The organism is Bradyrhizobium sp. sBnM-33, assembly GCF_032917945.1.
Lineage (GTDB): Bacteria > Pseudomonadota > Alphaproteobacteria > Rhizobiales > Xanthobacteraceae > Bradyrhizobium.
This window is the reverse complement of record NZ_CP136624.1, coordinates 2839629-2853837: the sequence shown is the minus strand read 5'-3', so window position 1 is coordinate 2853837 and position 14209 is coordinate 2839629. Positions and strand designations below refer to the sequence as shown.

At 61.8% G+C, this 14209-nt stretch carries 11 protein-coding genes and 2 pseudogenes; 4 read left to right on the top strand and 9 right to left on the bottom strand.

What is annotated here, in order from left to right; translation table 11 throughout:
- Positions 1 to 18: 18 nt before the first annotated feature.
- Positions 19 to 1986 carry a relaxase/mobilization nuclease RlxS gene (gene rlxS, locus RX328_RS13175; protein WP_213253729.1) on the bottom strand — a complete coding sequence of 656 codons (1968 nt, stop codon included), beginning with the start codon at positions 1984 to 1986 and terminating at the stop codon, positions 19 to 21.
- Between the two features lie 286 nt (positions 1987 to 2272).
- Between rlxS and tnpA the strand changes: the two genes are divergently transcribed.
- On the top strand, positions 2273 to 3157 hold the full coding sequence (tnpA, locus tag RX328_RS13170) for an IS66 family insertion sequence element accessory protein TnpA (protein WP_213253728.1): 885 nt from the start codon (positions 2273 to 2275) through the stop codon (positions 3155 to 3157).
- Positions 3158 to 3285: 128 nt separating this feature from the next.
- Here tnpA and RX328_RS13165 read toward each other — a convergent pair whose 3' ends face one another.
- Entirely contained in the window at positions 3286 to 3483 is a 198-nt protein-coding gene (locus tag RX328_RS13165; protein ID WP_249726859.1) for an integrase, read from the bottom strand.
- A 53-nt stretch (positions 3484 to 3536) separates the two neighbouring features.
- On the opposite strand from RX328_RS13165, the pseudogene RX328_RS13160 reads away from it, so the two are divergent.
- Positions 3537 to 3761 (top strand): annotated as a pseudogene (locus RX328_RS13160) (tyrosine-type recombinase/integrase); the annotation flags it as partial.
- Between the two features lie 113 nt (positions 3762 to 3874).
- Positions 3875 to 4012, top strand: a pseudogene (locus RX328_RS13155) (transposase domain-containing protein); the annotation flags it as partial.
- Positions 4013 to 4178: 166 nt separating this feature from the next.
- Here RX328_RS13155 and RX328_RS13150 read toward each other — a convergent pair.
- From RX328_RS13150 to RX328_RS13120, 7 genes are all read right to left on the bottom strand, one after another.
- Positions 4179 to 4718, bottom strand: coding sequence for a S26 family signal peptidase (locus tag RX328_RS13150; protein ID WP_213253727.1), 540 nt, complete (start codon positions 4716 to 4718; stop codon positions 4179 to 4181).
- Positions 4708 to 4926 (bottom strand): helix-turn-helix domain-containing protein, encoded by a 219-nt coding sequence (locus tag RX328_RS13145; RefSeq protein ID WP_057849756.1) that lies wholly within the window; start codon positions 4924 to 4926, stop codon positions 4708 to 4710. The genes RX328_RS13150 and RX328_RS13145 overlap by 11 nt, the downstream gene beginning before the upstream one ends.
- A gap of 153 nt (positions 4927 to 5079) precedes the next feature.
- Positions 5080 to 5709: a DUF2285 domain-containing protein gene (locus RX328_RS13140; RefSeq protein WP_213253726.1), complete on the bottom strand. Its 630-nt coding sequence runs from the start codon at positions 5707 to 5709 to the stop codon at positions 5080 to 5082.
- Between the two features lie 1225 nt (positions 5710 to 6934).
- Positions 6935 to 7252, bottom strand: coding sequence for a DUF736 domain-containing protein (locus RX328_RS13135; protein WP_057849754.1), 318 nt, complete (start codon positions 7250 to 7252; stop codon positions 6935 to 6937).
- 1182 nt (positions 7253 to 8434) lie between these two features.
- The gene (locus tag RX328_RS13130; RefSeq protein WP_108523143.1) at positions 8435 to 9373 is read right to left on the bottom strand and encodes a DUF2493 domain-containing protein; all 939 of its coding nucleotides are present in this window, start codon (positions 9371 to 9373) and stop codon (positions 8435 to 8437) included.
- A 348-nt stretch (positions 9374 to 9721) separates the two neighbouring features.
- Positions 9722 to 10777 carry a toprim domain-containing protein gene (locus RX328_RS13125; RefSeq protein ID WP_213253725.1) on the bottom strand — a complete coding sequence of 352 codons (1056 nt, stop codon included), beginning with the start codon at positions 10775 to 10777 and terminating at the stop codon, positions 9722 to 9724.
- Complete coding sequence (locus RX328_RS13120; protein ID WP_213253724.1) at positions 10777 to 11733, bottom strand: ArdC family protein; 957 nt, start codon at positions 11731 to 11733, stop codon at positions 10777 to 10779. The genes RX328_RS13125 and RX328_RS13120 overlap by 1 nt, the downstream gene beginning before the upstream one ends.
- A 921-nt stretch (positions 11734 to 12654) precedes the next feature.
- Here RX328_RS13120 and RX328_RS13115 point away from each other — a divergent pair.
- Positions 12655 to 14169: a GMC oxidoreductase gene (locus RX328_RS13115; RefSeq protein WP_213253723.1), complete on the top strand. Its 1515-nt coding sequence runs from the start codon at positions 12655 to 12657 to the stop codon at positions 14167 to 14169.
- The last annotated feature ends 40 nt before the right edge of the window (positions 14170 to 14209 follow it).

Here is a 14209-nt window from a genome sequence, read left to right as displayed (position 1 = left end):
TTATGACGTTAAGCTGAACTATAAGCCCAAAACGCGCTTTTGTCCGATCGACCACGAGATCCCCTCGCCGCCGACGACGCCAGTGACCGCCTGGCCCTTGGCCCGCTCAAGCACTGGTCGCCACGGCACGAGGCTGAAGTCGCGCGTACGCTCAATCAGCGCGAACCGCCCGCTGCTGAGCGTCAGCATGCGGTGATAAATACCTGTGATCCGGTCGCCCGGTTTGGGCTCGGCGTAATCAAGGCCGGTATCGCGGGTTATGCGCGCGCCGACCTCGGCTAGTTCCCGCCGCTCCAGCGTTTGCAGCAGATTGCGCGCGTAGGCGATCCGTCCGCCCTGCTCGCGCGCAAGGCCTTGCGCCAGCAACCACTGTCGTCGCAAGCGAAGCGCGCCCTCGAATTCCGCCCCCAGTCCCCTCGATGAGATCACCTCCGGCGATCTGGCAACGAGTTGCTTGTCGAGCCAGGTCGCGCCGGACGCGCGGGGCAATTCGTCGAGGCTCTGCCAGGATAGCACCGTGATCCGCGCCGGGTTGCGCGATCGCTGCGCGGCCTCGAACTGACCGGCGCGTTCAAGATGATCCGCATCAATGGACCAGTCGCCGCTAATGGAGCGCTCGACCAGGCCTTGCCGCCGCATGGCTTCCAGCCGGCGGACATGCGCCTGAATGTACTCCCCGGAGGCCTTCGGATCGAACTCTCGATGCAGTTCGGCGCTGTAGACGCCACGGTTGCGGCCAGCGACCTCCGCGATCGTCCGGTCAACGTCGCGCGGGCTGACGTCGCGCGCGCGAACCTCGACGATCGTATTTCGGATCAAGGGTTCGTCGGTAGCCTGCCGGACTCCAAGATCGGCGTAATGCGTTCGCCCATCGATCCCGTCCACGATGACGTATCGGCGGTCGTGCAACTCGTCAGAAACCCCTTCCGCGACCAGCCGCCCGATCACGCGCGCGGCGCCGGCCTGCCCGTCGAAGATCACATGGTCACCGGCGGCACGGTGGATTCCTGCGGCGGTCAGATCGCGATGCATCGTCTTGATGATATCGCAGCGCTCGCCCATCCGCCGAAGCGCCTGCTCCATCTCCGGCATGACCCGCCAAACGCCGGGCGCGGTCTCCTGCGCCAGGCCCATCTGCTCCAGCGTTCGCAGCCGCCCCATACGCATGGCGTACCGCTCCGGATGGCGCTCAGGTTTGGCGGCAAGCCTCAAGGTTCCTTCGGTTGGGTCACGCAGGATGGCACGATCGAGTCGGGTAAACCGCTCGGCGCCGACTTCGTTCTCAAGCTTGCGCATTGCCTCCAGTTCGCTCTCCGGTCCCAACTCGCGGGTGATGAGCTCGCTGGCGCGCGCGCGGATGCCATGTGCGATGTAGTCGCGCGCGATCACAAGGTCCTTGCCCCGATCGTCCTTGCCGCGCACCACGATGTGGCTGTGCGGATGGCCGGTGTTGAAGTGATCGACTGCCACCCAATCCAACCTCGTGCCGAGGTCCGATTCCATCTGCCGCATCAGATCACGCACGAACGGCTTGAGATCGGCAAGCTCGTTGCTGTCTTCCGGGGCGACGATGAACCGGAACTGGTGGCGGTCTTCCGCGCCTCGTTCCGCGAACGTCTTCCCGTCCGCACGGTTGCTGCCAACATCATACAACTCGCCGGGATCGCCCTCACGGGTAACGCCGTCGCGCTGGATGTAGCGCAGATGCGCTCTCGCGGCGCCATTGTCGCCTGCCTTGGCGCGGACAATGCGGGCCTTGATGACCACGCGGCGCGTACCTGCCGAACGATGGCTCGCGGAAACTGCTCCCTTGGCATGGCCGCGGCCGATCCGCGAGCCGATGAAAACCGCCCGTCTGCGCGGTCGTCCCGTGCCACCTTTCGCGGCGATCTTGCGCACGCGTTTGACGTAGCTTGTGGCCTTGCGGCCGCGGCGGTTGCCAATCCGCCCGAGCCTGACCCTGAATTCATCGTCGGTGTCCGACATCGCCGCTCTCCGCCGTCGCGGCGGAGCATGTGCGTGCTCTCACGTCTAGTCGCAAGACGCAGACGTGTTTCGTCAATCGCGCCAAGGCGCTGCTGTCTCATTGGCGACAATGCCGTTACGGCTGGCGACAAATCCAGGATGTGCAGACAACGACTTAGGCGCGCCTCGGCGCCAGTGCTTTTATCTTGCCCTCCGGCTTCGCTCGTAAGCGTCCGGAGCTTGCACGACTTTCTGAGAGTGCGTTCTCGTTCCATTTCGGGTTCTCTGCTGCATTGGAGAATCTCCGGTGGGTCCAAAACATTTCCAAAGCAAAGCCAGACGCGAGTGGTGGTCGATTCACATCGAGGCCTGGCGGCGCAGCGGCGTTTCGCGTGTCGCGTATTGCCGTCGGCATCGATTGGACGAGGGAACGTTCGCGCGCTGGCTCAACGCGCTCACTGGGGAGGAGGCTGCACGCAAGCTTACGGAATATCAGACCGAATTGCGCCGCGAGAAGCGTCGCGAGGAGCGAGAAAAAGGACTGAAACGACGCCAGCGGCGGCGCTTTAGTGTGAGCACCGACACGCAATCGCGAGCAGTTCAGGCGTTCTGGGCTATGCACGTCGAGGCGATGAACTGGAGCGGAATGGGCGTTCGCGAATACGCTGCTGCGCTGTGTCTGTCGCCCTATGCGCTCCGCAAATGGCTTGACCGGTTGGACGGCGGCGAGATTGAAATCGACTGGCGCGCGCATCTTCACCACTCCGCCCGCCCCGTCGTTGGCACTAGTGCTAAGAAATCGGCCTCCGAAAGCCACTTGACAGGAGCAGCAAATGACGCTGCGCAAACGCCAGCGACGCCCGTCCGGCGCTTCTTCAGCGATGAACAGAAGCTTGCGATCGTAATGGAAAGCGAGCAGCCGGGTACAACGGTCTCCAGCGTTGTCCGCAAGCACGGCATCGTTACCGGGCTGCTGTTCCGCTGGCGGGTGGAGTTCGCCGTAGCGCAAAAGAAACGTGCAAGGCTCGCTTCCGTCGCGCTGGCGGACGACATAGTAGCCACGCGCTTTCTGCAACCGCCTGACGGAACGACGGCTGTTGATCCGCCCGACGGGCGGCAGGTCTTTGCTACCGCCGACAGCGATCCTGATGTCGTGCGGGCGCGCGTTAAAAGCGGAGAGATCGCGCCATGATGATCGTGCCCGCGGGCGTAAAGGTGCATGTGGCGCTGGGCTATACCGACATGAGGATTATGCGGAGCGCACGGTTATGCAGAGTCCGCGGCGGAATGTTGCGGCCGCCGCGGCTTTTCTCGTAGATCTTACTCCGCATAATCCGGCCTGCGTTTGACCGTGCTCAGCATGGCGAGCAGCTTGTCAGGCGCGCGGAAGCGTCCGGGCTTCAGCATCGGCGGCACCATGGCGGCGAGCGCTTCGAGCTTTTCGGTCGGGTCCGCGCGCAGGTAGACCTCGGTACTTGGCAGGTTGGCGTGTCCGAGCCAGAGCGAGACCTTCCGCACGGGTTGCCTACAGGGTGTGCATCGCGCAGGTATGCCTGCTATATCGACCAAGACATAGGCGACACAGCGCTGCGATGGAACTGCTGTAAGCCGGCGTCGACTGCTCCGTGATCGCGCTGTGACTCGGTCATGAATCGGTCGAGACGACGCAGACGTACCTGCACGCCCACCTCGCCCTCAAGGAAGCTGCCCTGGCGAAGCTCGAGCCGTACGAGCGCGGCAAGCGAACCCGCTTCCAGCCGAACGACCGCCTGCTCGCCTTTCTGGAGGCGCTCTGAACGACCAGATTATGCCGAATGGAATGGGGCTGCCGTCGACGCGATCGACGGTGCCAGCGTGACAACGGCGTGCCATACCAAACCCGTTCGGCATAGTTCGGCGGGCGACATAAACCTGCAAACTCAACGGTGTCGAACCCTACGCTTACCTGTGCAACGTGCTCATGCGAATGGTGGATGGTCACCCCATCAACCGCCTCGACGAACTGCTGCCGTGGACCTGGAAAACAGAAAATCATGTCAAGACCTGACTGATGTGCAAGCTCCGGACGCTTACCTTCGCTCGTTCACCCGTTGGTCTCAATGGAAGAGCTTGCTTGACCGCAGGTTCGCGATCTGCCCGAACGAAGGCTCAGCGGCATACCGGGGAAGGTGCGCGCCTTTTTCTGACACGCACGATCGCTGTCATGGGCAACTTCAAATATTTGGATTCCAGGTCCAGAGCGGATGCGCCACGCCCAGGACGTCGCAGCGCAGCACCGGGCCGAAGTATCGCGAGTCGAACGAATGAGGGTGCGGCTGCAGCAGGAAAAATTCTCCTTCAACAAGCCGCAAGCAGCCTTCCCAGGTTGGCAGGGGCCGTCCCCCTCGATCGTTCTGAAGCACCTCTACAATGACCTTTCCATTGACCAAGATCGATTCGATCGGTGCTTTGGCGCGGCACACTTCATCGCCGCCGGCCGCAGCCACCTGCTTCAGAAGGGGTACCGGCCCGGGCAAAACACCATGCGCGATGATCAGGAGCTCAATAGCCGGCGGCGGTCTGAACAGCGCCAGTTCACCGTGCGCGGGCAGCCGTTGCTCCAGATAGTAGAAGCCGAGTGGCGCGCTGCCCGAGGCATTATAGATCAACAGCGGCATCCCGTTCGCGAAGGAAATCAGCACTGCGATGATGCTGGCGCACATGGCCGAGAGCACGGCCAGTTGGCGCCAGGGACTTGCGCGATCAATCAGCATCGGAGGTTGACCTCCGCTTATTGGCTTGCGAATATTCGATGAGGTCTTCGATGTGGTAGCGGACATAGCGTCCGTGCTTGCGGTAGGCGGGCCCTCTGCCGTTCACCCGCATTTTTTCAAGGGTATTCTTGGTGAGGCGCAGCCAGGCGGCAGCCTCTACCGTGTTGAGAAACGGCTTATCGGACTCTTTGTCGTCACTCTTCGTCATTTCCGAGGCTCCTTGTCACCTACCTCATCAAGCACGAGGCGTGAGAAGAAGCGTCGTCACATTGGCAACCTAATTGGGAGTGGCGAATGCGGCAGGGTCTGTTTCGCCATCCCGCGAAAGCAAGTCTCGTCAAGCAGCCGCGACAAGAAGCGGCTAGCTCAGGAGATCGCGATAGCCGCCCTTCATCAATTCGGTTCCCTTGGCAACAAGCCGTCGCGTGCGATCCTTCAGGAATTGACTGTGCCCGTGCCATTCCTCCGCAACTTTTTTCTCCCCGAAGATCGTGATTGCGATCTGGCGGTAGGTCTTGCCCTCCAGGCTTTCATCGAGCGCGATCAGGGCGTGGTGCATACGTTCGTCGCTTGCGAACGGCGGCGTTTGTATCGTCCTCTGGCCAGGCTCGGTGAAACGCTTCAGGCGCTTCAGAAGCTCGATTTGCGCGGAGAGGTCGCCGAGGCCATGGAGCTCAAAGACCGGCGCAAAGGGCGCAGTCAGGGCAGGAAGACCGCGAATTTCGAGGGGGACATGAACGCCCGCTCCCTTCACCAACACCAATGGGATTTCGTCGACACCGATGACCGCCATTCGATTGACCTTGAAGTCCGCAAGCGTGGACGGCGGCGTGTTTTCGTTGCCATTTCGCATTTGGGCGTTGAGGCGGATCACCCGCTTCAGGGCATCGACGTGCCAGAACACCGGTGCCTGCCGGGCGCGTAGCGCGGGGTCGGCAAAGGCATAAAGTCCCCATCGTTCGGCGCGAGGAAAGCGTCGCCGCAGACGCAACAGCCACGTCCCATCGCTAAGTCTGATGTACGGCAGACGTCGAGGAACGGAGCCTCGCCACTCGGCGATATAGTCTTTGTTCCGGCGCAAGAACTCCCACGCCCAGTCGCATGGGTCATAGCCCGCCGGATCAAGGCGAGCGATGCCATCGCGCGGACGGCGGTGCGAAGACATGTCGGGATGGTTCAGGGCCTGCCCCAAGCTAGAAAGCACTTCGGAGTGCTGATCGTTTCGGCCAAATGGGGCAACAGAACGGCCCAGCGGGTACTTTTGGGCGCCGATTGCATCAGTCCGCCAGTGTCCCGATCATACCCGCGCAAGTTTCTGCTGGTGTCTTAGCGGATCGCCCAACGCCGGATCACATAATGAAAATCGGCCGTGGTTGCGAGAACCCTTCTCTCGCCCCCGTGCTGACCCCACGGCAGACACTCGAGCGCGGTAGCCCACGAACAAGACGTCTCAATGTCAATCTTGCAAATTCCATGGTACGCTTTCTCGTGTGCGGGCCGATTCCGGTCTGCGCAGTAAGCGATCTCATTTGAGATTTAACGGAGGGGCATATGGCCAAGAAAGCGAAGAAGGCGAAGAAGACCACCGGGAAAAAGGCCAAAAAGAAGAAGATGAAGAAGTAAGTCTTCGACGACCTTCTGCTCGTTCCGAGCAAGATGCAGGCTGCGGCAACGTTTCGTCGACCTCGCTTTGGTCTGAATGGACCGATCAATGGTTGGGCCGGACCGCATGGCGCCTTAGGCACCGTGCAGTCCGGCCCTCAAATTCTTACAGCCTTTCCGGCAGCTCTGCCCTGAGTTGGCCGAGGCCTTTAATGAAACCCATTCATCACCGTCACGACCTTCGATAGCAGGACGCCAGTCGACATCAGCGCGGCAAGGCTGATGATCATTTGCGCCAGGCAAGTGCGCTAAGCGTCACCGCTTGTGGATCGGGAAACACCATGAACGGACTCGCCATCGTCAGCTCCGTGAAGCGGTGAACGCGTTTATAGTGGCCGAGAAATAGGGCGTCGCGCCGATCGCGATGCAGTATATTTGTTGCCCGTAAGGTTGACTCTTCACCGACTCGGCTGCGGCAAACTCGGGGGCACGAATTGAGGCGCCGCGCCGAATCGGTTGGCCTTAAGTTCAGGTAAACAAAAGATTAACGGCTTCCGTCGCACGGCTAAAAGGCCCCGCCCGAGTGGGTCGGGCGGGGCTCGGTGGAGAGAACCTCAGTCGCCGTTCTTCCGCGGCCGCGACCAGAGCAGGGCATGACCTTCGTTTTCATCCTCGAACAGGTTCGCATAGATCGGCGCGTTGAACGAAGGATCATCGAGCTTGAGCGAGAGGTAGTCGCGGCCCTCCTCCGAGCGCTTCGACCAGGCTGCCCCGATCTCGGCCCGGCCGACGTAGACGCGGTGGCTGGGCGCGTTCTCGTTTGTGCGGTTGGGCTCGGCGACGATGCGGACGCCCTTCGCCTGCACGCTCAGGGTGACGATCTCGCCCTGAAAATCGTTGCCGACCTTCTTAAAGGAACCGATGTTAGCCATGTCACTTCTCCTTGAGTTTTCGAGCCCGCGACCACCGCGGCCTCGATGGTGATCGAGAGGCCGAATGACGATCGGCGACGCACCCGCTCGCGGGCCGGAGCGTAGCGGAGGACGCTAGCCGGAAGACTTTCTTGGCTCGCGAGGAATGGGCGTGAGCCCAGGGGAAGAAAGTCTTAACGGCGGCGTTGCGGCTCAGACGATCGAGGCGGAGCCGGTCTTCGGCCAGATCAAGCCATCAAGAGGCAAGGTGCGTCCGTGCGCTGAACAGCCTTAAGGAGACGGGGCGGCGGACGTCGGTCGTCCTGTACAAGAGGTCGAGAGGTTCAGGCGAAGAAAGGAAACAACGTGCGGGAAAAGTCGGGCGTCGGCCGCCCCGAAATAGCCGTTAGAGAGCGCCCGCCTCGACACTCACAGGGTCGCGAATGATGGGCATAATGGCCGTGTAGTACTCTGAGGAGACCGCCTCTCGCTGCGACACCCGTCGTTGGCATTCTCGACGCGCCCAACGATTGAGGAGAACCCTGGGCGTCGAGCCGAAGGGCTATAACCGTCCTGGCCGCGAGAACTGATTGACGTTCGGTTCGCCCTGCCCTGACTGACTGAAGCGGGCCAAGCTCGGCCAAGACGGTCATGCGCGCCCGCTCCCGTGTCACCGATGAAGATCGAACCGATGTAGCCAAAGATCTCGCGGCAGAGCGGGGATGGCATCCCAACGTACGATATCCGAGAATCACATGATAACCGGCAACGGCCGCCGGAATGGCAAAGACTGCCGCGATGACGGCGCGCAAGACGAATGACGGCGCCAGGGCGAAGGTGATCTGACCGATGAGGAGCATCAGCGCGGCGGCAGCGATGCCGACGAGCAAAGCGCCGATGGTGCCTGCGCACTATGAAATACCATCACGCCGGCAGTGAACCTAACCAGGAATGGAAGGGCGTCTACAGCGAGAGCAAAGATCGGAGCAGAATAGGCCGATGCGAAGGTATTGAGGAAGTCCGAGAGCAATTCGCGCCTTCCACCACCACCTGGACGCGAGGTTACTCAAGCCGGAACTAGTTAGAAGTGCGGTGCACTGTTTAACCACGGTTCGAGGTGGCGAATGTGCTCGGGTGGCGCGATTGCGTCGGTTACGACGCTAGCCCTATGCAGAGAGATTTCGAAATCGGCATGGACGGCGCTCACGCGCCGCCATCGCCAAACTTCCAGACCGGGATGCCGAGCCGTTTCGCCTTGTCGGCGAGATTGCTCTGGATGCCAGTGCCGGGGAAGACCATGACGCCGATCGGCAGAATCTCCAGCATCGCGTCATTGCGCTTGAACGGTGCGGCCTTGGCGTGCTTGGTCCAGTCTGGCTTGAAAGCAATCTGAGGCACCTTGCGATTGGTCGCCCATTTGGCGGCGATCAGTTCGGCGCCTTTTGGCGAGCCGCCATGCAGCAGCACCATGTCAGGATGCTTGGCGTGGACCTTGTCAAGTCGATCCCAGATCAGATGATGGTCGTTGAAGTCGAGCCCACCGGTCAGGGCAATTTTGGGGCCGGCCGGCAGCAACACTTCGGTCTCCGCCCGGTGTTTGGCGGCGAGGAAATCCCTGGAGTCGATCATCGCCGCAGTAAGCTTGCGATGATTGACCAGCGATCCAGAGCGAGGACGCCAGGGCGAGCCGGTATGGACCTGGAAGCTCTCGATGGATTGATCGCGGAAGAGCTCCATGCAGTTACGACGTTCGACCAGCGTGATGCCTTCGGCCGTGAGCCGCTCGAGTTCCACCGATCTGATTTCCGAGCCGTCCTGCTCACGCTGGCTCTTCCGCTGCGCTTGCTCGTTGCTGTCGAGCTCGCGCTCGATGCGCTCTGTTGCACGGTGGAACAGGTTGACCGTCGACCAGAGCAGGTCATCGAGATCCGGCTCGAGGCGAGTGTCGCTTAGGGTTGCGACGAGGGCGTCGAAGATATCGGCGACAGCACCCGCGATCATCTTGCCTTCGGGAAGCGGCCTCGGGTCTGGCTCGTCGTTGAAAGGACGGTAGCCAAAGAGCTGAAGTTCGCTAATGACGTGATCATTCGGGAATGAGCCGTGCGTTGGTTCGAAATCGAGGTCGTTGCGATCGGATGTCATGGTCGAGGTCCTTTGCCCGGATCGGCCGCGCCCATCGCGGCCTTCGTGGCGATCATCTGACGGCGGGCGGAACGGACCAGAACCCGAAGCGAAGCGAAGGGCCGCAGCAATAGCGGAGGATGGCGAAGTCCGGCTATTTTGTTTCGCGAAGCAAAGGCGCGTGGCCGGGGCCCCGCGAAGCTTTCTTCGTGGGGTGAACACCGCCGGCGGAAAATAGCCGGGCGCAGCCATTGCCGGTCCGGTCCGAATGCTGTCCGATCGCCCACTAGAAGGCTAGGGCGCCGCCTCTCCTCGGCACCATGGACCTACCATCGACCTGCCGTGACGACGGCGCGAGCAACGCCGGCTTTATCCCTTCTCCGCCATAACCAAGAAGCGGGTAACGTCCTGCGGCGCGAGCTGAATGCGCATGGCCGCTCGAAGCTCGTGGATGCCGAACGTGCGGAGATCGTCATTAAAATCTCCCAACCGAGGAGACAAAGCGATCGCCACGATACCAGCAGCCTCCGAGCGCTGCCTGAGGGCGGCCGTCGCCGCGTCTCCCGCCGCATCCGCATCCCGGACGATGTAGAGGCGACGCAGCGTCGGCGGGAGCAGCATGGCAGCGAGGTGATTGGCCGATAGTGCGGCGGCCATTGGCAAGGTAGGCAGTACGTAGCGCAGCGACAGGATGGTTTCGATGCCTTCGCCAGCGACAAGCACATCATTCGCCGTACCGAAACGAACTGCGTTGCCGAGCAGATCGCCCATTGCCCGTCGTGGTGTGTCGATCGGCGCCTTGCCGAGCCGGATCGGGTCAAAGCCCTCAGGATTGAGCCAGGTCCGGTGCGCGCCTGTTATCCGGCCATCGAGATCGGTGACGCGGGCAATCATTGCAGGCCAAATCTCGGTCTGCGCGTCCTCATCCGGCCGACAGTAGCAGCGTGGGTGGAAGCGCAGGCTCGCTCCGTGGTGCAGCTCGAAAATGGCGCGTCCGCGCAGATATGCCTCCACGAGGGTTCCGTCGATCGGCCGAGATATCGCAAACAGCCGCCGCGCCGCTTCCGGCGATCCTGCCTTTGCTGTTGCACGGACGGGCTTCGTTGGGAGATCCGGGTGCGGCCGAGGCAGCTTAAGGAAGCGCGTTGCCTCGTCCACGACATCGCGGAATTCTATGAGGCCGCAGGTTTCGCGGATGATGTCGAGGAGATCACCGTGTTCGCCCGTGGCGGCGTCGGTCCATTTGCCCGCAGGCCCCTTCTGTGATTTCTGTAACCGCACGAACATCGAGCGGCCTGGCGTGTTGCGGACGTCGCCGACCAGCCAGTAGCGCCCCACGCGCCGACCATTGGAGAGATAGTGGCGGCACACCGCCTCGGCCTCGCGCGCGAGGCGGTGTGCCAGTTCGGAAGCGTCGAACAGCATCAGGCGGCCTCGCAGTGGGCGGGTTGTTCCGCCGGGCTCGAAGCGAGATCAGGCAAGAACGCGAGCAGATAATCCGCGACTTTGCTGGCCTGCGAAGCGGCGCGGACGATCGCGCGATTGTCTTCGCGGAGCACCTCAAGCCACGAAGCAATGTAGTCCGCATGCCGCACGGTCGGCACGATGCCGAGCGAAGCACAGCAGAATGCAGCGGATATCTCCGCGATGATTTCCTCGAAGGCGTATTTCTTGGTGCCGTAACTTCCGGATAGATCCCGGTTGAGCCGTGAGGAGTGGCCGCTGGCATGAGCCAACTCGTGCAGAGCCGTGCGGTGCCAATTGATCGGCTCAAAGTAGGCAGCCGGACATGGCACCTGAACGTAGTCCTCAGAAGGACAATAGAAAGCTCGGTTACCGCCGATTCGAAGATCGATGCCGCTGGCACTAATCAGCGCTTCGACTTGCGGCTCGATCATGTGAGGTAACGGGAGAGGCGCCATAGTCGACACCTCGGCTGGCAGCCCGTCACATTGGTCGGTATTGAAGACCGTAAAACGTTTCAGAAAGTTAATCGCTTGGGCTTCGTCGGCCGCCTCAATCGCCCGCTTCCTCTCCTCTTCGGGCACGAAGCGGTCAGCATAGACGACGGTCGTTCCTCGCTCTCCTTTGCGGACGTGGCCACCCAGCGACAATGCCTGCCGGAAGGTGAGCCAGCTCTGGCCGGAGAAGCCCCGCTCGACCACAGCGCTCCAGAGGATCAGGATGTTAATGCCGCTATATCGCCGATGTGTTGCTGCATTGTGAGGCATGGCAAGCGGCGCCTTCGCCGCGGCCGTTCCCCACGGCTGGACCCAGGGCACACACCCCACCTCTAGTTCGGCAATGAGTCTATTCGTGATCTCGTCATAAAAATTGGTCCGGCTGGGGCTGCTCTGCGAAACTTGGTTGTGCCTGGACATCGCGGTTCTCCGCGACGGGCACCGCGAGCCTCTCTCGCGGCTATAAACCCGTCACGGCAATCCAGGCCGCCACTCTTGGCTCTCTGGATATCTCCTCGTCTCGGCCATCTCGGTGCGTCGCGACCGTGAATGCGATCCAGAGTCCCATCCTTCAAAGCCCAGGTCATGGAAACCGGTGTGGCCTCCGTCAATGCCGGGCGAGTGGGTTACTCGATAAGTGGGGAAGCTTATGTTGCTGACATCGAAATCGTGCGCGAGTATCGCGGCGTTCTGACTCTAAGTGCGAATTTGCGATCCGATCGAAATGCGTAGCATGGGTACACGCCGGTCACGCGCGGGCGTTGTCTAATTGCCGGCGCAGGGTCAACTTTTTGTGGCTCTCAGCCCCCGAGACTATAGACCTCGGCAGCATGGACGGGCGGCCTCAGTTAGTTTGCTGTAAGCGCGGCATGGACCGTGAAATCCTCTTGCAGCAGTTGGCGGTAGTCCACCGCAAGTCTCCCAGGACGCCGCGCGCATTGCCAAAAAAAAGGAAGTGCCTTCAACCTGGATCAAGTCCGTGGGGCAAGGTCCGGATGCGTCAGCCCCTCGATCCTTGTCCGCTTTCTGACAGCGGCACACAAACCTGTGAGATTCAAAACACCGTGCGCCGTTTGCGAATCGCGAACTGTTTCAAAGCACAATCAGGCGCTTAATGCGCGTGAGGAGCGCTGGCACGGCCGTTGCTCTATCTCACCGTAGGGCAATAAGGGCCAATGAACATGAACGGCACGACAGGATCTTGGATTTACGGAGAAAAAGCGCTGATGCCGAGGAAAGAACAGACCAACGCCAAAGAAGTTCGCGGCACTTCGATACGCGGCGGTTTTGGGAGCATATCACAGGACGCGATAGTTGCGGCTAGAACGGCCAGGTAAGACAATGACGGCCAGAGCCGTTGACGTATGCGTCGTCGGGAGTGGTGCCAGTGGCTCGATAGTCGCCCACGAGATCGCTCGAAACGGATTCCGGGTGCTCGTCCTCGAAGAAGGCCGGACGCTTCCCCCCGGCGCGTCACTGGCGACTGTCCAAAGTGGTTTCGATGACGCCTTGGTGCCCTCTCCTGCCGGGACGTTGACGCCGTTCGGGCGCCCCTGGACCGTGTCGGCGCTCGGCGGTGGAATGACGCTGTACGCCGGGATCGCCTTCCGTTATCGGACCGTCGATTTTGACGCGCGAGCGCATGTGGCCGCGGACGCGCTCGACCCAGTCTGGCCGATCGACTACGCCGAACTACGCCCCCATTACGAGGAGCTCGAACGGCGGATGGGGGTGGCCCGGCTCCCCGGCGCGGACCCGCTCGAACCGCCCAGCGATCCCGCCGTGCTGCCGCCGCACGAGTACAGCCCACAGGGCCTATTGATCGCCAAGGCGGGCGGACGCCTAGGCCGGCTGCCGTTCCCCACCCCGCTGGCTATCAACTCGTTGCCGTATGGCGGTCGCCCGGCGTGTCACTGCTGCGGCCCGTGCAACGAACACCTGTGTCCGACCGGTGCGAGGGCCGACGCGCGGTCCCCGTTCACTGACGTGCCCCTGCCTTCCGGCGCACTGACAGTCGCCCTGGGCAGCAAGGCCGTGCGTATCGACCTGGGCAACGCGAGCCGCGCAGACTCGGTGGAATGGCTGGACACCGTCACCAGTCAACGCGCTCGGGTCCGCGCCCGCTGCGTGGTGCTCACCGGCAACGCGGTGCAGTCTGCCGCCCTGCTGCTACGGTCGGCGCAGTCAGCGGCGCCCAACGGCATCGGCAACGCCACTGGCATGGTCGGCAGCGGGATCTCGTTCAAAATCAGTGGTTACGTGTCCGGCAGCACCACGCTGGACCGGCTGCCCGCGCGGTCGCCGGGCGGCCCGTTCTCCACGGTTGCAATGTCGGATCACTACCTCGACGACGAGGCGCCCTCCGGGCTGGGCGGAATGATCTACGAAGCCAGTCCTGCCGAGCAGGCGGTTTGTGACGGCAATATAGCGCTACGACTTCATTTTCTGGCGGCCGATCAGCCCATGCGCAAAAACACGGTCCGACTGGCCAACAGTCGAGATCGGCTAGGTCTGCAGAAAATCATTCTTGAATACTGGACCCATCCGCTGGACAAACGCCGATTAGGCTATTTGTCCCGACGCGCGTCGGAATTGCTCACCGAAGCCGGCGTGAAAAAAGTCGATTACCAGGATTCCAACTATCAGTCCGGTAGCGGGCATCTGCATGGCGGCTGTCGAGCAGGGGTCGATCCAACAGAGTCTGTAGTCGACCGCTGGGGTCGGGTGCACGACGTCGACAATCTCTATGTCGCGGACGGCGGGTTCTTTCCGTATTCCGGAGGCGTTAACCCGACCTTCACTATTCAGGCGAACGCGCTGCGGATCGCTCGAAGAATAGTCACGCAGCTCGCCTAACCGACCATGGGCGGACAATCAAGCGGAGATCGTTCATGTC